Origin of the sequence: Synechococcus sp. MEDNS5, from assembly GCF_014279875.1 — a bacterium.
Taxonomy (GTDB): Bacteria; Cyanobacteriota; Cyanobacteriia; order PCC-6307; family Cyanobiaceae; genus Synechococcus_C.
On sequence record NZ_CP047952.1, the window covers coordinates 225,012 to 248,227 of the forward strand.

Consider the following 23,216-nt stretch of genomic DNA (forward strand, 5'->3'; position numbering starts at 1 on the left):
GAGATCAGAACTTCCAGCGGAAGCCACCGCCGTAGTTGATGGATTCAGTGCTGCCAGGAGAGAGCTGACCGAGACCGTTGACGTAGAGGCTGAGCTTGTCGTTCATGACGACATCAAGTCCAAGACCGATGTTCCACCAAGAGGAAGGAGCAGTAACACCTGCGACGGTGAACGAGGAGCCTGGAGCGGCAGTGAATTGTGCGGTGAGGTCTCGGTTGGTGTTACCGAGATCCCAGGCATAACCAACGGAGACGCGTGGGATGACGGTCATGCCGTTGGTTTGGAAGGGTTGCTTGAACTCAAGGGCGAGCTCAAGAGGAACGGAGCTGTAGGAGACGTTGTCGTAGCGGAGTGAGTAGCTGGCCTTGCCTGGATCGGGGTAGGCGATGAGGGGGTTGCCTGGCTGCTGGTAGGCGCGGTTGTTGGAGGAAGTGGATTCGGAGTAGCTGTTTTGGTTGAGTTGCAACCAGCTGAGTCCGAGTGAGGGGATGAGGCTGCCGCGGTTGCCTGTGTTGATGACCTGGCTGATTTGGAGAGTGCCGCCGAGAGCGGTGCTGTTGCTGGTGGCGTTTTCAGTGGCTGGGTAACCGGGGATATTGACTTGGCGTGTGATGTCGGTGTTAAAGCCACCAGCGCCAAAGGTGCCTGTGAGCCAGGTGGCGGAGCCGAGGCGTTGCTTGGCGTAGAGCATGCCACTCCAGCCTTCTGTTTCGCCAAAGGTGTTGGGTTCACCGGTGGTGGTCCAGAGGTTGTCAAAGCGTCCGGCGATACCGACCAGTGTGTTGGAACCGATCAGGGTGTCAGCGCCGATGGTGGTGTTGAAGGCCGTGGTGTTGTATCCGGCCTGATCAGAGCTGCCGCTGGCGGGAGTGGTGGCCCCTGATCCGCCGGCATTGACCCAGCTGCGCCACTTGCCGCAATCGGCGGGATCACCGGTGTAGTCCTGATCGGGCTGGAGCTGTTGAACCTCGGCGATGCAGCGCTGGAGTTGGTTGAGGATGGCGCTGTCGAGGGCGTTGTTGACGTCTTGCTGGAAGCCCAGACCAGCGGTGATGGTGGCTTGTGGGAAGGCGGCTGATGTGGCGCCTGAGAGCTGGCGGTAGAGGGAGTTGAGATCGTTGGTGGTTTCTTGAGCAAAGATCAGCGCGGCAGTGGATTCAAACTTGTTGGTGCTGCCTGCGGCTTGGATGTCGTTGATGGCCTGGCCGACGGCTGTGCTGTTGGGATCGAGACCGCTGGGTGCGTAATCCACGGTGTAGAGGAAGCTGAGATCCTGGTTGTTGTCGATGAGATCGAAACTGAAGGATGCAACAGCTGATTTGGGAGCGACCAGTTTGAGATCACCGATGGTGATGCCTTGCTTGGCATCGACGATGCCTTCTGAGATGAAGGTGCCAGGCATGGCCTGACCGACCTGGTTGGCGAGGAGCTCAACGGTGCCGTTGAGGTTGGCGCGGAAGTTGGTGGTGAGGTTGTCGGTTTCGCCGGAGCGGAGGACGAGATCAGCCTCATAGAGGGAGGTGTCAGTGGTGTCGTAGTTGGCGTTGACCACGAGGTTGCCGATGCGGTATTCGCCGTTGGGGTTGATGACACCGCTTTGGGTGAGGGTGACGTTGCCGTTGGCATCAACGAGCTGTGATTCCATGCGGGCATCAGGAGCGTTGTAGATGTTGCGGGTGATGCCGGGGATGATGATGTCACCGGAGATTTCGCCGTAGTTATTGATTTCATCAGGGCCGCCTGGTCCTGTGATGGCAGGGCTGGTGCCATCGGAGCCGCCGATGATGGTGCCGTAGTTGTTGACGCGCTCCACCCGGCTGGTGGGGAGGTTGATGGCCGAGCCGCCATCACCACCTTGGATGACGGCACCAGCGGCGTTTTCAACGCGGAGGTTGCCGCTGCTGAGGAGGTTGGTGCTCTTGGTGATGCCGACGCCGCCTTGGCCTGTGGCCTGGATCACGCCGCTGTTGCGAACCACGACTTCACCGGCTGGAGATGTGCCATCGATGACGCCCTCGGTGATGGCGCTGACTGAGCCATCGGGGTTTTGGTAGAGGAAAGCGCCGCCTGTGGCGTTTTGGAAGAGCAGTGCAACGGCATTGGTGCCAGAAGCGGTGATGACGCCGCTGTTGTCGATGTTGATATCACCGGAGGAACCGGTTGGATTGCCGAGCAGTGAGGTGCTGTCGTCTTTGCTGACGCCGCCAAAGACAAAGCCACCACCGCCGGCGATGGTTTGAGCGACGACGGCATGGGATCCGGTGCCGCTGGTGGCGATGGTGCCTGTGTTGGAGAAGGAGATGGAACCGGAGTTGGAGGCTGTGTTGGTGTTGTTGAGGGAAACAGAACCAGAGGAGGACCCGCTGACACCGCCACCACCGCCGATGGTCTGGAGGAGAAGGCCAAAGCTGTTGTCACCGGAGGTGGAGATGATGCCGGAGTTGGAGGCGGAGATGTCCGCAGAAGCGGTGGAAGTACCGGCGTGGCCGGTGGCGGAGAAGGAAGTGCTGGTGCCGCCTGTGGTGTAGCCGCCACCGCCGCCGATGGTTTGAAGGACGACAGCAGGTGAGAGGTTTCCAGAGGTGGAGATAGCAGCGCCTGTATTGGAGAAGGAGATGGCGCCAGCGGAGGCATCAGCGTTGAGGGTGCCTGTGCCGCCAGCACCGAGTTGAACAGAGCCTGTGGTGGAGGCCGCGAAGCCACCACCACCACCGATGGATTGCGCGATGAAGGCTGGGCTGGTGTTACCGGAGGAGAAGAGCTGAGCGCCGGAGTTGAGGGAGAGGGAGAGAGCAGCGGCGGAGGTATTGCCTGAATTGGGAGAAGTGAGGGTTGTATTGCGTCCGAGGGAGAGGTTTCCGGCGACGGTATCGAGGCTGCCGCCACCACCACCGATGGATTGAGCGAGAAGGGCAGGGGAGTTGGAACCAGCGGAGCCAACGCGGTTATCGATGGAGAGAGCGAGGGAACCAGCGGAGCGATTGCCGCGTCCGAGGCCGCCGAGGTTGGCATTAGCGCCGATGGCACCGGCGAGGCCGCCACCGCCACCGATGGTTTGAGCGAGCACAGTGGTGGCGGCATCACCGCTGCTGGTGAGCGCGGTATCGAGGGTGAGAGTGATCGCGCCGCCGGATCCGTCGGCTGTGTTGGGCAGGATGGTTTCGCTGTTGCCACCAAGGTTGGCGTTCCCGCCCACATCACCAACGCGGCCGCCGCCGCCGCCGATGCTTTGCACCAACATGGCGCTCGCATTACGCCCCTGGGTTGCGGTTGCCACCTGACTCACCAGCTCGAGCTTGGCTCCCGATGAGGCACCGCGGTAGCGACCGCCCAGTTGCGCATTGGCGCTGGTGTTGCCGGCATAGCCACCACCGCCACCGATCGATTGGTAGGCGAGACCACTGGAACCGTCTCCGCTGGTGATCACGCGGCTGCGTCGGCCTGCTGTGAAGCTGATCGCAGCACCCTGGCCTTGGCTACCCAAGTCACCACCGCCTAACAGCAGATCACCGTTGCTGCTGTTGGCGTTGGGGAATACCAAACCACCACCACCACCAATGGATTGGAGAACGAAGGCAGGTGATTGACGTCCGGTGGTGACGATGGAGCCGTCATCGCGGGGCTCGAGGCTGGTGAGATTGAGCGTGACGGCCTCCGCATCTCCACGCGCGCCGTTGGCACCTAAATCCATGCTGCCGTCGGCACGACCGGCACGGCCACCACCGGCACCGATGGATTGAGCGGAGATTCCGATGGATTGATCACCGGTGGTGGTGATTGTTTCGGTGCTGCGGATAGTGACGGCTGCAGCGTCGCCGTTGCCGCCATTGCCCGCACCGAGCTGCAAACGGTCGGTAGTGCTTCCAACCATGCCGCCGCCGCCGCCGATGCTTTGGGCGATCAGGCCATCGCTGCTGAAGCCAGTGGTGGTCGCATTGGCTCGGATCAGGATCGATACAGCTTTGCCATCCAGACCACTGCTGCTGGTGGCACCGGCCTGGGCTTCACGGCTGGCGATCGGTGCGTAGCCGCCACCGCCGCCGATGCTCTGGGCCAGCACCGCTGGTGAGCCCGCTCCAAAACTGCTGAGGTTGTCTTCAATGGTGAGGGTCACCGTCCCAGCTCCATTGCTGGTTGCGGTGTCGCTTCCCAGCCGCACTGAAGGCACTTCAGCGTCCTCAAGGCCAAACACAGCACCGCCCCCACCACCAATGCTTTGGGCGACGATTGCAGCGCCATTGGCGCCAACAGTGCGGATGGCTCCGCGGCTGGTGAAGGCGATGGATCCGCTGTCGTTCAGCCCCACCACGGATCCCCCTAAGCGGATGGCGGCGCCGCCAGCGGTGGTGGTGTAGACGCCACCACCGCCAATCGACTGCAGCACCACGCCGCTGGAGTTGGCTCCCGTGGTGATGATGGCGCCACGGTTTGTGAGCTCGATCGCTCCCGCGCGACTGTCGCCCTGGCCCGATCCGCCGGCGATGACACTGGTGGGCGCACTGCCCACCAGACCGCCACTGCCCCCGAACGACTGGATCGTGAAGCCGGGTGAACTGATGCCGTTGGTGGTGATCGGTGCGCCATTGCTGGCGCTGATCAATCCGGCACTGACGTCGCTGCCGGGCTTGGAATCGCTTCCCACGGCAACACTGCCATCGACGGCCGCCAGCAAGCCGCCGCCACCACCGATGGATTGCAGTACAACGCCAGGGCTGTCATTGCCGAGGGTGGTGACGCTGCGCTGGAGTTGGGTGTAAGTGAGGCTGCCGCCTCTGGTGTCGACACCGCGGTTGATGGTGCCGCCGAGAGTTGCATTGCCGCTGACATCAGCGACTACACCACCGCCACCACCGATGCTCTGGAGCACCACCCCAGGGCTGTTGTCTCCGACGGTGAGCACTTCGAAGGGCAGGATGAGGGTCAGGTCGGCACCGGTGGACTCGTCGGTGTTGAGGCCACCCAGCTGCACGCTGCCATTGGAGACGTTGCCGATCCAACCGCCGCCGCCACCGATCGATTGGTGAATGACACCGGGGGAGAAAGGGCCTTCTGCTTGCAGGCTGCCGCCGGCATTAATGAGAGTGAGCGTACCGCCGGAGCCATAGGTGCCATCGACACCACCGCCGAGCACGACAATGCCGCTGCCATCGCTGTCGCCTAGTCCCACCTGACCGCCACCGCCGCCGACGGACTGCATCAGATAAGCCGGCGCGTAGGCACCGCTGGTAGCGATCAAACCACCGGCATTGTTGAGCGTCACGTCACCGGCGTTGCCGCCGCCGCCGTTCGCGCCCAGCGTCATGCTGCCGTTGGCAAGACCGACCCGGCCACCTCCACCGCCCACGCTTTGAGCCACCACGCCAATGCTGTAAGTCCCAGCCGTGCTGACGCGTCCATTGCGGTTGTTCACCACCACATCGCCGGCATCACCGCTGGCATTGTTGGCCCCAAGCACGAGGCTGACCTGGCTGTTGCCGGCACTGCCGCCACCGGCGCCGATGCTTTGGGCGATGACGCCTTCTGAGGATGCCCCCAGGGTGATGATGGAGCCCTGGTTGTCGACGGTGACATCACCGGCGTTGGCGCGTCCGCCAGTCATGCCGAGACGCATCACCAGTCCGTTTTGCGAGGTGTAGCCACCTCCACCGCCGATCGATTGGGCTAAGACCCCTTGGGATTCTTTGCCTGAAGTGATCAGTCTGGTGCCGCGGCTGATGTTGAGCTCCACAGAGCCACTTCCGCCCAGCTGTGTTCCACCGCCGCCGAGCGCCACCACAGGGGCACGGCCGCTGCCATCGCCTCCGACGTAGCCACCACCACCACCGATCGATTGGGAGATCACCGCTGGGGAGGACGAACCGGTGGTCTGGATGCGAGAGGTGCCTTTGGAAATAAGGCTCACCGCACCAGCGCGGGTTACCCCGATGACTTCACCTCCCATGGCCACCGACGCACTGCTGGTGTAAGCCACACCACCGCCGCCACCGATGGATTGAAGGACAAGGCCAGGGCTGTTGCGTCCTTCCGTACTGATTTGCCAGTTCGCACTGATCGCTCGCACAGCACCTGCAGCTGTGTTGCCGCTGCTGAGGGTGCCAAGCCGAATGCGTTCTCCTGCCACATCTGAGGCATAACCACCACCACCACCGATCGCCTGCAACACCACTCCGGGGCTTTCTTCTCCTTGGGTGATGGCCTTGAAGGGACCATTCAGTGTGACGCTGCCGCCTGCACTGCTGCCCAGCCCCCTGCTGCCTAAGCGCAGTGTGCCGTTCACGTTGTTAACGCTGCCACCGCCACCACCGATCGACTGCACCATCAGGGCTGCGGAGTGATCGCCGAGGGAGGTGAGGTTGGCGCCGCTGTTGCTGATCACCCTGATCGAGCCACCATCCGCTGACCCTGTGGATCCGTCCATGCCCAGATCAGCATTGCCTTCGACCTGACTGAGGCGACCGCCACCACCACCGATGGCCTGCACCAGCATCACCGGTGAGGTGTCTCCTGTGGTGGTGACGGCACCCTCAATGTCGACCAGTACGGCTTGCTCAACCGGTTGCACTGGGCAGGATCCAATGGGGCAGGCCACCGGATACAGCAAGCCGCTGCTGCCGTTCACGCTGAGATCACCGCTGCTGTTGCTGCTGCCAAGGGTGGCGTCGCCCTTGCTGTCGCCGGCGAAGCCACCGCCTCCGCCAACGCTCTGCACCACAATGCCGGGGCTGATGGTTCCAGTGGTTAGAAGCAGGCCATCGAGCACTACGCTCACGGCGCCGCCACTTCCACTGCTGAGTTGCGTTGCTCCCAGAGTTGTGGTGCTGAGGCTGTCAACCAAAGCCCAACCGCCGCCGCCGCCGATCGACTGCACCACGGCTCCCGCCGAGCGTGATCCGCTGGTGGCGATTCTTCCGCGCAGGGGAGAAAGCTCCACAACTCCCGCATTGGCATTGGTGGCTGAACGGCTCCCAAGCAGCAGCGAACCGGTGCGAGCTATGCCAAGCCCTTGGATCGATCCACCTCCCCCACCGATGCTTTGTGCAACAAGTCCAGGGGAGGCGGCTCCGGCGGTGATGATGCGTCCTTGATTGCTAAGACTGAGACGGCCGCCGCTGCTGGATTGGCTGCTCAATGAACTGCCCAGCACCAGGCTGTCCTGCAGGGCGTTGCGGGTCTCTAAGGCGCTGAAGCCACCGCCGCCACCAATGCTCTGAACAATCAGGCCGGCACTGTTGTCGCCACTGGTGTTGAGGTTGGCTTCATTCGTGGTGGCGACATCACCGCCGAGCTGCCGTCCCTCACTGTTACGACTGCCGAGATGGACCGTGCCCTGGAGGGTGTTGACCATGCCGCCACCACCGCCGATGCTTTGCACAACAAAGGCTGGAGCGTTCTGGCCTTCGGTGAAGGCTCCCTCACCCCGGTTGAAGGCCGTGATGTCTCCGCCACTGAGACTGCTTCCAGCGCCAGTAGAGCCGGTGGCACCGAAATCAGCGCGGGTGTCGACAGTGCCGAAGAGGGTGCCGCCGCCACCGCCGAGTGAGAGCAGAGCCATCGCGGCGGCACTGTCACCACGGGTGATGATTGTGCCGCTGTTGGTGAAGTTGATGTCGCCACCGAAGAGCGCGCCGCTGGCATTTGTGCTGCCGAGCTGAAGCTTTTGAATCGAGGCGCTTGATGCACCACCGCCTCCGCCGATGCTCTGGAGACGCAGACCCTGAGCATCGGCTCCCAATGTGAGGATGCCACCGCTTGTCGTCACCGTCAGGTCTCCGCCGCTGGCGTTGATCCCCTCTTGTTGTCCGAATTGTCCCTCCTTGATCTGGTTTTGATCAAAGGCCGCCCAGCCGCCACCGCCCCCAACGCTCTGCACCAGAAGGGCAGAGGCCCCATCACCTCGGGTGACGATCCGCTCGGCACTGTTCTCGATGCTGATTGCTCCAGCGGAGCTGTTGTTGCTTTTGATCGCACCGAGGTTGAGAGTATCCCCCGTCCCGAATCTGTTGCTGCGGCTCACATCCGAAAGAAAACCGCCTCCCCCCCCAACGGATTGCGCGAGTAGGCCCACGGCTCCTGTTCCCAAAGTGGTGAGGTCGTTGCTGTTGCTCACGGTGACCGCTCCGGCTTGGGAACGAACCGCTCCTTTTGCTCCTAAATTCACTTCGATCGAGTCGCTGCCACTGGCAAAACCGCCGCCTCCGGCGACGCTTTGGGCCACGACTGCGCTGGATCCACGCAGGGCTGTGCTTATTGCGCCGGAGTTGGTGATGGTCACGGCGCCGGCATTGGCGGTGGCGGATCCGTTCATTCCGAAGCGGATGCTCTGATTTCCGAGCCGACCAGCGACACCACCACCACCGCCAACGCTTTGCGCCAGCACTCCCGGGGATTGGAGTCCAGTGGTGGTGATCTCGGCGCGGTTGCTGAGGCTGACGGAACCGCCATTAAGCGTGTAAGTGTTTTGGAGGCTGATCAGGCCTGTGCCGCCACCTAGGCGGCTGCTGGCATCCGTACTGCTGGCGCCATCGTCACTGGTTTGTGAGCCGGCATAGCCACCACCACCGCCGATGCTTTGCGCAATCAGTCCGCCGGAATTTTGCCCTGATGTCACCACCGTGGAGCCACGATTGGTGAGGGTCACGGCATTGCCGCTGGCCGTTAGTGAACCACTGCTGTTCACGATCCCCATGCGTAGATCACCGCTTAAGTTGTTGCTACGGCCGCCGCCGCCGCCAATCGACTGCGCGAGTGCGGCTGGGGCATCCAATCCAGAGGTCGTGATGGCTGCGGAGTTGGTGAGCTGAACTGAGCCGCCGCTGGCGAGACCGCTGGACCGGACACTGCCCATCACGACGGAGCCGGCCTGATCTCCGATCAAGCCACCGCCACCGCCGACGCTTTGGGCCACGAGTGCGGCAGCGCCTTTTCCGGTACTGCTCAGGGTGGCGTTGTTGTCGACGTTCACGTTGCCGGCTGAGGTGTTGCCGCTGGCGGTGGTGGCACCGAGGAGGGCTTCAGTGCTGGCGTCCACGTTGGTGGTGATCCAGCCACCGCCACCCCCGATGCTCTGCACCAGCAGGGGTCGGGCGTAATCACCCGTGGTGAAGATGCCCCTCCCGTTGTTGGTGACATCGACGTTGCCACCCCGGGCGTCTTCAGTGTCGATGCTGCCGAGTTGTAGATCGAAGCTCAGTGCTTCTGATCCAAGGCGGCGGGCGATGCCACCACCACCACCGATCGATTGCACCACCATCGCGCTCGAGGAAGCTCCGGTGCTCACCAGCCCGCCGCTGTTGGTGACGTTCACATCACCAGCGTTGCCGTTGCTCAGCCCGTTACTGCCGAGGACGATGGTTTGGTTGAAAAGCGGGTTGTTGACAATCGTGGTGAAGCCACCACCCCCACCGATGCTTTGGGCTGTCAGCAAGGGTGACGTGCGACCCCTCGATCGCAAGTTTGCAGCGTTGTTCACGGTTACATCACCGGCTTGGGCGAGAACGAGATCGCTTCCCCCCAACTGAAGGGAGTTCCCTTCGCTTAGGGCGATGATGCCGCCCCCTCCTCCCAGGCTTTGTGCCACAAGAGCAGCGGAGGCGCCTTCGAGGGTTGTGATCACACTGCGATTGACGACGCTGACATTGCCGCTGTTGCCGGTTTGCAGGCCTGTGCCTCCCAGCGTTGCTGTGGAGGAACTACTGCCCATGCGGCCGCCGCCGCCACCGATTGACTGCGCCACCAGACCCGCCGAGCCCAGCCCTCGGGTGGTGATCGAGGTGCCGTTGCTGGTCACCTGCACATCACCGCCGCTGACGCCTCGCCTTGCACTGGCATTCGTGGCGCCGAGTTGAGCTGAGCTGCCACCGGATCCACCAGCAGACCCACCGCCTCCACCAATGCTTTGAACGATCAGAGCCGGCGATGTCTGCCCTCGGGTGTCGATCAAACCGCTGTTGGTGACTGCGATCGACCCGCCTTGAGCGACATCGCCGAGATCAGTGCCTCCGAGCTGCAGACGACCTCCAGCAGAGGCCATGACACCCCCGCCACCGCCGATGGATTGGGCGATGAGGGCTGGTGCGTTATTGCTGAGTGAAACAAGATCGGAGCGGTTATTCACCGTTACGTCGCCGGCTGAGCTGTCGCCGTTGCTGCCATTCGTGCCCAACCGGGTGCTGGCGCGGTCGGCTGCATTCACTGGGGCATAGCCACCACCGCCAGCGATGCTCTGCGCTGTGAAAACAGGTGCACTATCGCCGCGAGTGCTGAGCAAAGCGGCGCTGCTGTTCACATCGACAGATCCGCTCTTTCCGCTCACATTGCCAGTTGCGCCAAAGGTGAGGGTGTAGTCCTCCGAACCGTTGGCTTGAGAGATGAAACCGCCGCCACCAGCGATGCTCTGGACGATCAGGGCGGCTGAACCTCGGCCTCTAGTTTGGATCACGCCGCTGTTGGTCACGCTGACGGAGCCGGCATTGGCTTGGCCTTGACCGCTGGCCCCCAGCGTGATGGTGCTCCCTTGACCGGTGGCACTGGTGCCGCCACCGCCACCGACGGATTGAGCCATCAGGCCGATGGCATTGAGCCCGAGAGTGGTGATGGAGGAACGGTTCGTGACCTGAACGGAGCCGCCGACTGTGTTCCCCTGTTGATTGGCTCCAAGAGTGAGATCGTCGCCGAGGGTGAGTCCGGTGTAACCACCTCCGCCGCCGATGGATTGAACCAGCATTCCCGCGCTGTTGCGACCTTCTGTTGTCACTGAGTCGTGAGTGCTGCTGACCTCAATGGATCCAGCGGTTCCTGATCCCCTGCCCTTGATTCCAAGGGTGGCATTGCCAGTCACGGTGCCCAACCATCCACCCCCTCCAGCAATGCTCTGGACGACGAGGGCAGGTGCATTGATCCCTACTGTTTGAAGAGCCGCTCCTTGGCCTTGATAGCGCACAGAGCCGCTGTTGCTGTTGCCTGTGCTGCTTCTGCCGATCTGGCCCAGTTGCGCGTCACCTGTTGTGCTGGCTCCTAAACCACCGCCGCCACCGATGCTTTGAATCACCAAGGCTGAGGCCGATGCTCCAAAAGTGGTGATTGATCCCGTTTGGGAGGTGGTGATGTCTCCTGAAATCAGCTGTCCTTGAACCTGGGTTGCCCCGAGGGAGAGGTTGGAGACTGCATTGCCGACCACACCGCCACCGCCGCCGATGCTCTGAATCACGGCAGCTGCTGAAGAATCCCCTCGGGTAATGATCGGTGCTGTGTTGGTGACGTTGACGGCATCACCCTGCAACGAGCTTCCGCCTGCACTTCCGAGCTGCGCAGTATTTGTACTTTCCAGCAGTGACCAGCCACCGCCGCCACCAACGCTTTGGACCACCAAAGCAGGACTAATCGTTCCGGTGGTGAGTAGACGTTCACCACTGTTGCTGATTTGAACCCGTCCAGCATTGGCTTGGCCTAGTGCGTTTCCTCCCAAGCTCACACGCAAGGAACTCGCGTCTTGGATTGAATTGGTTTCTGCGACAAATCCGCCACCACCTGCAATGCTCTGCGCGATCAAGGTGGGTGATCCATTGCCAGCGGTCTGCAAGCCGCTGCGGTTGGTCACCGTCACTTCGCCGGCATTGGCCAGGCTGGCTTCGCTGCCTCCCAGTTGCGTGATGGCACCGGTGGCGGTGGCGATGGCGCCGCCACCTCCACCGATGCTTTGTGCGAGTAGAGCTGCGGAATTGCTGCCCAAAGTCGTGATGGCACCGGAATTGGTCACCGTTACAGCGCCTCCACTGCCTTGCAATGACCCGCCCAATGTCAGGCGTGACCCCCTCGATAGGCCCACCAGCCCGCCACCTCCACCAATGCTCTGAGCCAGCAGCCCCATGGCGTTGCGTCCTTTGCTGATCAGCACCCCTTGATTGGTCACGGTGACTGTTCCACCGGAGCCACTGCCGGACCCTGAAGCACCAAGATTGACGTTTGTGAGGGTGCTCGCCACGGCACCGCCGCCGCCGCCGATGCTTTGCACGCGGATCACCGCTGAATTGTTGCCAGTGCTGACCAGCTCGTCTCCACGCTGGTTGAGGTTGATGTCTCCACCGTCGCTCACACCGCCTCTGTTCTGGGTACTGCCCAGTTGAATCGTCCCCGTGGTGCCTCTGACTGCACCGGCCAAGCCGCCGCCGCCACCAATCGATTGAAGATTGATCAAGGGGCTGAAATCCTTGATGCCGGAGAGATAGGCCCGGTTGGTGAGGCTGATCTTGCCGCCGCTTTGGTTGCTGCCGCTTCTCGCCGATCCCAACTGCACAGTGGTGCCAACGGAGCCTGCTGTCCCCCCCCCTCCACCAATCGATTGCAGGTTGATCGCTCCTGAGTAGGCGCCACGGGTCACGATGGTGGCGTTGTTGCTGGCATTCACGTTGCCACCGCTCATGCTGCCCACGCCATTGGTGGATCCTGCTAGCAGCGTGTTTGCCACCGGACCGATCCAGCCACCCCCACCGCCGATGCTCTGCGCCACCATCGCCGGGCTGTAGTCGCCGTTGTTGATCAGTAGGTCACCGTTGGAGTTGACCTGAAGATTGGCGCCATCGAGGTTGGAGCCTGAGGCGCTTGATTGGCTTCCCAAGCTGGCCGAGCCGCCAACATTGGAAACGTGGCCGCCGCCGCCGCCCACGCTTTGTGCCATCACAATCGGCGCGAACGATCCGCTGGTTTGTAATTCGGCGCTGTTGGTGAGGTTCAGAGTGCCCCCGTTCTGCGCTCCCACGGCAGCCTTTGATCCCAGTTGGGCGTTACCACTGATCTGGTCAATGCTGCCGCCGCCGCCGCCGATCGATTGCACGAGCATGGCTGCAGAATCCATCCCCTCCGTGATCAGCGTGCCGGTATTGGTAAGGCTGATGGCGCTGGCGGCACCGCTGGCGTTGATGCTGCCGAGGGTGGCATTGCTGTAGCCGCTGGCAGCTTCCCCTCCACCTCCACCAATGCTGCTGACGGTGACAGCCGTCGCATTCCGTTTGCTGGTGGTGATCGTGCCGCGGTTGGTCACGGTGACCCTGCCACCGTTGCCACTGCTGTCACCGCTGGCGCCCAGCTGGATGTCGCTTTGGTTAACCGAGCCCGTGACCCGTCCACCGCCGCCACCGATGCTGCGGGCAACGATGCCCGTGGCGTTGACGCCGCTCGTGCTCAAAGCTCCGTTGTTTGTGATGGTGATGGCACCGGCATCGCCAACGCTTCCACCGCGGGCTCCCAGCGTGACGTCGTTGATGGTGAGCCCAGCATCGCCGCCGCCACCTCCGATGCTGAGGGCACTGAGGGCGATGCCATCGCGGCCTGTGGTGGTGATCGGGGCGGAGTTTGTGATGTTGATGGCGCTGCTATCTCCTCCACGCCCACCGTTGGCTCCAAGGCTGAAGGTGAGGGCGGATGTGCTTGAGACGCTGCCGCCGCCGCCACCCAGGCTTTGGCCGGCCAGTCCATAGGCCCCTTGGCCGCGGACCTCGATGCTTCCGCTGTTGGAGATTGCCACTGAGCCGCCATCGCCTCCACTGCCGCCGGTGCCACCGATCTGGAGGCTGCCGGTGTTCCGAAGGCTGTTGCCCCCGCCGCCGACGGCGAGGCGACCACCACCACCGCCGATGGATTGGCCGAATATTCCATGGGACTGGGTGTTTGTGGTGAGGATGGTGCCGCTGTTCGTGGCCGTGATTGCGCCCCCGTTACCGCCACTACCACTACTGCCTCCGATTAGGAGCGATCCCACCACAGAGGTGCGTCCTTCGGAATCAGCAATGGTGATTCCGGTTCCACCACCGCCACCGCCGATGCTCTGGGCATAGAGGCCAATGGCATTCACGCCAGTGGTGACCAGGTTGCTGGCGCTGGTGGCGTTGATGTTGCCGGCATCGCCGCCATTACCGCCAGCACCGCCGATGCTGCCGCTCAGCTGCACCAAGGAACCCTCCGTTCCTCCGGCCACGGTGTTGATCAATCCACCGCCGCCACCAATGCTCTGAAGCATGAGTGCGGTTGATGCGGCCCCGCTGGTGAGGATGCGGCCACTGTCGTTAGTGAAGCTGAGGTTGTTGCCATTGCCACCGTCACCGCCACTGCTGCCGATGGCCAGCTCTAGATTGAGGGCTCCGGTCTGCTGGTTGCTGATGGTGTGACTTGCTGCGCCACCGCCTCCACCAATGGATTGGAGGGTCAGGCCGTTGCTGTTATTGCCGGTGGTTTGGATTTGTAGGTCGCCCACATTGACCTGAATCGCACCAGCATTACCGCCACCCCCGCCCAGGCTGGCCTGGGTGCTGCTGGCTTTGGCTTTGGCGATCACCGTGCCGGCTTGGCCACCACCACCACCAATTGATTGCAGCAGAATCGCAGGGCTGGCTTCGCCGCTGGTGAGCACCGTCAGGTTGCGGCTCTGGCCAGGACTGAGGTTGATGCGACCGCCATCCCCTCCAGTGCCACCATCGCTGCCCATCGATGCGCTCATCACCGAGCTGTAGGTGGCATCGGCGCTGTCGCTCGTGTTGATCACGGTGCCGCCCGCACCGCCACCACCACCGATGCTCTGGATGAGCACGCCGATGGATTGATCGCCGCTTGTGATCACATTGCCGGTGATCGAACCTGTGGTGCGGCCGCCAATGCCGCCGTTGCCACCGGAGCTGTCATCATTTTCGTCCAGCGCCAGCCCAAAGTTGTAGATGGTGTCGATGCTGCCGCTGCTTGTTCCAGCGACTGAGGCAGCATTTTCTGTGACCGATCCCCCTTGGCCGCCCCCACCGCCCACCGATTGGAGCAGGAAGCCATGGGAATTGTCGCCAGTGGTGACAATCGTTCCGTCGACGTAAGCAGAAATTTGTCCGCTTTGGCCGCCATTTCCGCCGGCGCCTCCCATGCTGAAACTGGTAGAGAGGTTGCCTGAGGCATTACCGCTGTTCACCGTCCCGGCTGAGCCGCCGCCGCCGCCGACCGACTGCAGGAACAGCGCATGAGCGTTATCACCGCTCGTGATCAGATTGAGCTGTGCTGGTTGATTCGCAGATCCAACCAACACGTCTCCCCCGGTTCCGCCATTGCCACCGTCGGTGGTAACAGCTGCTGAAGCTCCAAGGGAGACAGAGCTGTTGGCGGTGCTCGCACTCACGTTGCTGCCGAGTACGGATCCAGCGGTGCCGCCGCCGCCACCCACGGATTGCAGCAGGATGGCGTGAGCACCGGAACCCAGGTTGCGATCGCTGTCACCGGTGATCACGGTGAGGGTCTCAGGTGCAAAAAGGGAAACGCTTCCTGCGGAGCCTCCACTACCCCCGGCACCACCCATCGCGAAGCTTGTTGCCACCGAAACGTTGGCGTTGCCTCCATCGGAATTGCTGGTGACCGATCCGCCGGCACCACCGCCACCGGCGATGCTCTGGGCAAAGACGCCGAGGGAACCTTGGCCCGTGGTGATGATCCGTCCGCTGAGAGAGGCTTTGACAGCTCCCGACCACCCACCGCCAGCTCCGTTGCCTCCACTCGCGGCGGAAGCTCCAAAGGAGTACTCGCTGTTGGCCTCGCTGGTGCCATCAGCGTTTGAAGTGACCGATCCGCCTTGGCCGCCGCCGCCGCCGACCGACTGCAGCAATACCGCGTGGGAGAGGTTGCCGGTGGTGATGAACGTGCCATCGCCGTAGAACGCCACGTCACTGGCGGTGCCGCCGTTGCCGCCTGGCCCCCCGAGGGCGAAGGATGCCGAGAGATTGCCGCCGGCGGAGGTGCTATTCACACTTCCTCCGGCACCACCGCCGCCACCAACGGATTGCAGGAACACCGCCATGGCGTTGTCGCCGGAGGTTTGCAGGCGGAGATCGGCTGGGTGTCCGCTGCTGCCCAAGCTCACTTGGCCCCCAGCTCCGCCAGCGCCACCGCTGCCGGAGGTTGCGAGCGTGGCGCCAAAGGAGAAGCTGCTGTTGGAGGTGCTGGTGCCAGCAGTGGTGCTGCTCACCACCGAACCACCCTGGCCACCACCACCGCCTACCGATTGCAGCATCAGGGCATGGGAGCCATGGCCAGTGCCTGCGCTGCTGTCACCGGTGATGACGGTGAGCTTGGCAGGGGTGGTCAACTGAACGCTGCTGGCTGACCCGCCGCTGCCGCCGGCGCCACCCATCGACATTGTTGTGGACGCCGAGAGTTCGCCGCCACCGGAGTCGGCCACGTTGGTGACGCTGCCGCCTGCGCCGCCGCCGCCACCCACGGATTGAGCGAAGAGGCCAATAGCGCTATCGCCGAGGGTGCGAATGGATCCACTGAGGCCTGCAGTCACCCGGCTGCCGTTTCCTCCGCGGCCACCGCTGCCTGAGAGAGCTCCGGAAGCGCCGAAGCTGAAGCTGGCGTTGGCGCTGTCATCACTGCTGACCGGTGTGGCGTTCGCTGTAACGGCGCCGCCTTGGCCACCGCCGCCGCCGACCGACTGCAGCAACACCGCATGGGAGGTGGCCCCTCGAGTGAGATAGGTGCCGTCGGCAAAGAGCGACACTGCACCGGCGGTACCGCCCACGCCACCGTCTCCGCCCATCGCGAAGGATGCCGAGAGATTGCCGCCGGCGGAGGTGCTATTCACACTTCCTCCGGCACCACCGCCGCCACCAACGGATTGCAGGAACACCGCCATGGCGTTGTCGCCGGAGGTTTGCAGGCGGAGATCGGCTGGTTGTCCGCTGCTGCCCAAGCTCACTTGGCCCCCAGCTCCGCCAGCGCCACCGCTGCCGGAGGTTGCGAGCGTGGCGCCAAAGGAGAAGCTGCTGTTGGAGGTGCTGGTGCCAGCAGTGGTGCTGCTCACCACCGAACCACCCTGGCCACCACCACCGCCTACCGATTGCAGCATCAGGGCATGGGAGCCATGGCCAGTGCCTGCGCTGCTGTCACCGGTGATGACGGTGAGCTTGGCAGGGGTGGTCAACTGAACGCTGCTGGCTGACCCGCCGCTGCCGCCGGCGCCACCCATCGACATTGTTGTGGACGCCGAGAGTTCGCCGCCACCGGAGTCGGCCACGTTGGTGACGCTGCCGCCTGCGCCGCCGCCGCCACCCACGGATTGAGCGAAGAGGCCAATAGCGCTATCGCCGAGGGTGCGAATGGATCCACTGAGGCCTGCAGTCACCCGGCTGCCGTTTCCTCCGCGGCCACCGCTGCCTGAGAGAGCTCCGGAAGCGCCGAAGCTGAAGCTGGCGTTGGCGCTGTCATCACTGCTGACCGGTGTGGCGTTCGCTGTAACGGCGCCGCCTTGGCCACCGCCGCCGCCGACCGACTGCAGCAACACCGCATGGGAGGTGGCCCCTCGAGTGAGATAGGTGCCGTCGGCAAAGAGCGACACTGCACCGGCGGTACCGCCCACGCCACCGTCTCCGCCCATCGCGAAGGATGCCGAGAGATTGCCGCCGGCGGAGGTGCTATTCACACTTCCTCCGGCACCACCGCCGCCACCAACGGATTGCAGGAACACCGCCATGGCGTTGTCGCCACTGGTCTCAACGGTGAGTGCTGCGGGGGACCTGCTGCTCCCCAGGTTGACACTGCCGCTGTTGGCGCCGAAGCCGCCATCGCCGCCATCACCCGTGCTTAGCCCGAAGGACATGCTGGTGTTGGAGCTGCTGGTGCCCACAGTGCTGCTGCTCACTACCGAGCCGCCGGTGCCGCCGCCTCCACCAATTGATTGCAGCAGGATGCCGTGGGAGCCATGGCCAGTGCCTAAAGCGCTGTCGCCGGTGGCGACCCTGAGGCCATTGGGCACGTCCAGGTTGATGCTGCCGCCCCGGCCTCCATTGCCGCCATCGCCTCCCATGGCAAACGATGCAGAGGCGGAGAGGTTGCCGCTTCCGCTGGAGGCCCCGCTCGTTACAGCTCCACCGGCTCCACCGCCGCCCCCCACGGATTGAGCGAAGAGGCCGATGGCGCTGTCACCGAGTGTGCGGATCAGGCCACTGATGGAGCCGCTGATCGACCCGGCACTGCCGCCGCCGCCGCCGTCGCCACCGCTGCCGCCCGAGGCGCCAAAGGAGAAGTCGGAGTCGGCGCTTGTGCTGTCGTCTTCCGATGCCATGGATGGATCGGCATTGGAGGTGGCGGAGCCTCCTTGGCCGCCGCCGCCGCCGATCGATTGGATCAACACCGCGTGGGAGAGGGTGCCTTGGGTGAGGTAAGTGCCGTCGGTGAACACGGTGATGGCACCGCCCGTGCCGCCGTTGCCTCCATCGCCACCCATGGCGAACGAGGCCGACAGGTTGCCCCCACTTGCACCGGCCTGACTGCTGCCGCCGATGCCGCCCCCACCGCCCACGGATTGGAGCAGCAGGGCGATGGCGTTGACGCCCTCGGTGCTGGCTTGGGCTTTCACAACATTGCTGGAGCTGCCCAGGCTGACGCTGCCGCCCCCACCGCCGGAACCGCCATCACCGCCACTGGCGGCGGAGGCGCCGAAGCTGAAGTCGGCATTGCCATCAGTGGTGCTGTTGGCATTGGCTTTGCCTCCCCGTCCACCACCACCACCGATGCTCTGCACGGTGATGGCTGCTGCGTTGGTGCCCCGGGTGCTCACCTTGATGTCGCTGAGGGCCTGGAGGCTGGCGCTGCCGCCATCACCGCCGTCACCACCTTCCCCACCGAAACTCATCGTCGCGGATCCGGAGGTGCTGGTGGAGCTATTGCCGGTGTCGCTCGAGCTGCTGGAGCTGGACGCCTTGCTGATGGCGGCGCCTCCGCGGCCACCGCCGCCGCCCACCGACTGAATGAACAAACCATCGGCGCCGACACCTCGGGTGTTGATGCTGCCGCCGAAACTCACCGATACAGCGCCGGCATTGCCGCCACCGCCGCCATCACCGCCATCGCTGACGCTGGCGCCGAAGCTGAAATCAACATCGGCATCACCGGTGGTGGAGCCACTGATGGCACTCCCGCCTGCACCGCCGCCACCACCGACCGACTGAGCGATCAGTCCAGAAGAGTGGGTGCCTCTCGTGCTGATGTCTCCCAGCAAGTAGACGTTCACACTGCCGCTATTCCCTCCAGCCCCGCCTTGGGCGCCGAAGCTCATGTTGGTAGAGAAGGAACCGCCGTCTCCAGAGCTGATCGCCCCGCCACCGGCACCACCGCCACCGCCTACCGACTGGGCAAGCACGGCATCTGCTGCCAGCCCTGTGGTGTCGATCACCACCCGTAAGGGGCTCGTGCTGCTGGTGCCGAGTTGCACCGAGCCACCGGTGCCACCGGTGCCGCCACTGCCGCCTTCGACGGCCGAGGCCCCGAAGCTGTATTGCGAGGGCGATTCGGTGATGCTTGCGGCCATCGAACTGCCTCCTTGGCCACCGCCGCCGCCGATGGACTGGGAGTTGAGACCGAGGGCCATGACGCCGCTGGTGCTGATCCTCAGCAGGCTGTCTGCGGCGGGCCCCTCCACAACCACCGCCCCGGCTGCTTGGCCATCGCCGCCGCTGCCGCCCATGCCCAGGCTAAGGCTGCCGGTGTACGACTCATCGCCTTTGGAGGCTGAGGCTGATAGCGACTGGGTGGAGCCGCCGGCACCGCCACCACCGCCAACGGATTGCGCCAGCAGGCCAGTGGCCTGAAAGCCCACGGTGCTGATCGAACCTGAGACGGTGACCGAGACATTGCCGCCGGTGCCGCCATCGCCGCCATCACCGCCGAAGTCGGCGCCAAGGGTGACGGCATCGCCGCTCGTCGATGCTGAAAGGTTGTAGGTGCTGGTGGAGCCGCCGGCACCGCCACCGCCGCCCACCGACTGGGCCAGGATTCCGTAGGAAAAAGCGCCAGCCGGCAGCAGTAGATCCGGCCGCAGCGTGTCACCGGTGATTACCACGCCGCTTGTGGTGAGGGAGACATCACCGGCTGAGCTGCCGCTGCCGCCATCGCCGCCAAGACTCACCCCGCCGCTCACGCTGGTGCTCCCTCCTGCAGAACCGTTGAGGGTTGTTGTGCTTCCGCCGGTGCCGCCCCCACCACCGATTGACTGGGCCACGATCCCGGGCGAGTGGTCTCCTTTGGTGCTGATGCTTCTGGCGCTGTTGGTGACATTCACAGCACCGCCGGTGCCGCCTCCGCCCCCAGAACCACCGATCGACACACTGCCGCTCACGCTTGTGCTGCTGCTCGCTGACAACCCAAGGGTTGTTGTGCTGCCGCCACTGCCGCCGCCGCCTCCCACCGATTGGACGTAAAGCCCTGGGGCAAAGTCGCCTTTGGTGCTGATGTTGCCGCCGCTGTTGATTACAGATACGGAGCTTGCATTGGCCCCACCGCCTCCGGAACCACCCACCACACCTCCGACGGATACGGACGTCCCGCCTGAGGCCGAGGCCTGCATGCTCGTGCTTGAGCCCCCTTGCCCACCACCGCCACCGAGGCTCTGTGCGATCAGACCTGCGGAGTAGTCGCCAAGGGTGTCGAGCACCATGTTGGTGAGTGACACCGTTACGGCTCCTCCTGTGCCCCCGTTCCCTCCGGAACCACCCAATCCGAAGCTGCCGCTGTAGGAGCCATCGGTGGATAGAGAGACGGATCCACTCACGCTTGAGCCGCCTTGGCCGCCGCCACCGCCCACGCTCTGCACCAAGAGGGCAGGGGAGTGGCCGATCAGAATTCCCTCAACGCTGCGTCCTGTTTTGATCGTGCTGTCGTTAAAGGACAGGCTGACGGACCCAGCGCTATTCCCACTTCCCCCGTCCCCCCCCAGGGAAACGGCAACGCCCCCGGAGACAACGCCTGCGGTCATCGAACCAGATACGGCAGAACCACCAGCTCCGCCACCACCGCCCACGCTCTGAATCAGAGCCCCTGGTGACGATTCGCCTTGCGTGGTGATGTCTCCAGCCAAGGTTGCGTTGACGTCGCCGCCGCTGCCACCCGCTCCGCCATCTCCTCCAACTGCGACGGATGCTGACACCGTGCCTGCACTAACAGAAAGCGAGCTGCCGCCCGTGCCGCCCCCGCCACCAATACTGCTAATGATTGCGCCTGGTGAGTAGCCCCTCCGAGTCTCGATCGGGCCGCTGAAGCTGACTGTGACATCACCAGCGTTGCCGCCGGCTCCCGCGCTCCCACCAATGGCAGGAGCTGCGGCGATGGCTCCACCAGAGACCGCCATACTGCTGCCGCCGTTGCCGCCACCTCCGCCAATGCTCTGCACTTGAAGGCCAGGTGCTTGGAATCCTCGGGTCTGCAGCTCTCCAGCCAAAGTGACCGAAACGCTGGAGCCATTTCCGGCTGCGCCCCCGCTGCCACCAACACCCACTGAATACGATTCAACGCTGACGGAGGCGGACACGGCATTGCCGCCGTTGCCACCACCGCCTCCGATACTGTTTATTGAAACTCCAGTGGAATAAGCACCGAGAGTTGCAACGTTGACTTGGAGCGGCAGGTCTGTGCTCCCAACGGTGACCGTTCCGGCGTTCCCGCCGGTTCCACCTTCCCCGCCGACGGCGAGAGAGTAAGAGGCTGCGGATCCAACCGCAACTGATGTGGCGCTGCCCCCTGTTCCACCACTTCCACCGATGCTCTGCACCAGTAGGCCTGGGGCTTGAAAACCTATGGTGGTAAGCCTGATCGCGCTTGATGCGGAGGAATCAGTGCCGACACTTACAGCGCCGCCAACACCGCCACCTCCGGCATTGCCGCCCACAGCAACGGAGGCGCCAGCTCCTGCACTGTTTGCATTGCCGCCGTTGCCGCCACCGCCGCCAATGCTTTGCACCACCACGGCACCGGCGAAGTCCTGCTCGGTAAAAACAGATCCGTTGCTGAGGATGGCACTGGCGCTTCCCCCATTGCCTCCATCGCCGCCTGAGGAGCCGATGGCGATCACGCCCGAGCTGGTGCCAGCGTTTCCTCCGCCACCGCCGATGCTCTGCACCAGAATTCCTGTGGAGCCCGTATTGGTGCCTCCGTCTGTCCCTCCTGTGATCACGCTTCCACCGGTGAAGGTGAGCGACGCTGAGCCGCCATTGCCCCCTCCTCCAGCTTCGGAACCGACTGTGGTCAGGCTGGTTTGATTGCCAACAGAACCACCGCCACCGCCGATGGCTTGCACCAGGACCCCCTGCGCGTTGTTGCCCGCGGTGCTGACGCTGCCTGCACTCATCACCAGTTCGGCGGTGCCTGCATCCCCGCCCGCTCCACCCTCGGATCCCCCGAGGTTGGCAACTGAAAGCCCTCCGGTGACAGCACCACCACCACCGCCAACGCTCTGCACGTTGATGCCGGTAACGCTGTCTCCAGAGACCGAGATTGTCCCAGTATTTGTGACTGAAACATTGCCGGCAGTACCGCCGGTTCCTCCTTGGCCGCCGTAGGTGATCAGGCCGCCTGAGCCTGTGGCGCCGCCTTGGCCGCCTACCGATTGCACCAAGATGCCGGAGCCACCCGGTCCATCACTTTGTTCAGAGCTGACCACGATCGAGCCGGCGTTGGTGACTGTGGCCAGCCCGGAGTAACCCCCGCTGCCGCCGTCGCTGCTATCGGTGGAAGTAACGTTACCGTCACCGCCATCTCCGCCGACGCCACCGACGCTTTGGCTGAGGAGGCCAATGGCGCCGTAGTCGGTGGAGTCGACCGACACATTGACGCTCACGTCGCTATCAACGCTGAGGTTGACAACTTGGTTTTGCGATGAGCCGCCTGCACCGCCATTTCCGGGGTCTCCAAATGCGCCGGCATTACCGCCATCACCGCCGTTGCCGGCTTGGGCTGAAGCGATGCCGCCTACGACGTTGTCGAAGCCATCAATCAAGTTGGCATCGTTCACGGTGATCGACACACCGCTACTCAGCACAACGGTGACGGAACCAGGGCTGGCGCCTTGTCCACCATTGCCACCATTGCCGAAATCGGGGCTGTCGCCTTTAGAGCCTGTGTTGCCTCCGGAATTTGCACCACCGGATTCCGTCAGGCTGCCCCCCAAGGTGTAAGTAACAGTGGGGCCAGGATTGCCAATTCCGTAGATGTAGGGAGCTGTGGTGACGGTGCCCGAACCACCACTGCCGTAGAAATAATTGCCACTGCTTCCGCCGATGTTCTCGGTTTGGGCGATGCCACGACCCATTGACCCACACGCCAAAAGCAGGGTGGGCAACACGATCATCAGCCGTTGGGCAGAACTTCTCAATATTTTCCTTTTGCAGAGAGATTTTAAAGTGTTTGAACCTGACTGCAGAAATTGC

At 63.5% G+C, this 23,216-nt stretch carries 1 protein-coding gene; it reads right to left on the reverse strand.

What is annotated here, in order from left to right; translation table 11 throughout:
• Positions 1-4: 4 nt before the first annotated feature.
• Positions 5-23,137, reverse strand: coding sequence for an autotransporter outer membrane beta-barrel domain-containing protein (locus SynMEDNS5_RS01085; protein WP_186583929.1), 23,133 nt, complete (start codon positions 23,135-23,137; stop codon positions 5-7).
• Positions 23,138-23,216 lie beyond the last annotated feature (79 nt).

Coding starts and splice junctions, on each gene's coding strand:
- SynMEDNS5_RS01085 (WP_186583929.1), bottom strand. CDS start 23,137: ATGATCGTGTTGCCCACCCTGCTTTTGGCGTGTGGGTCAATGGGTCGT.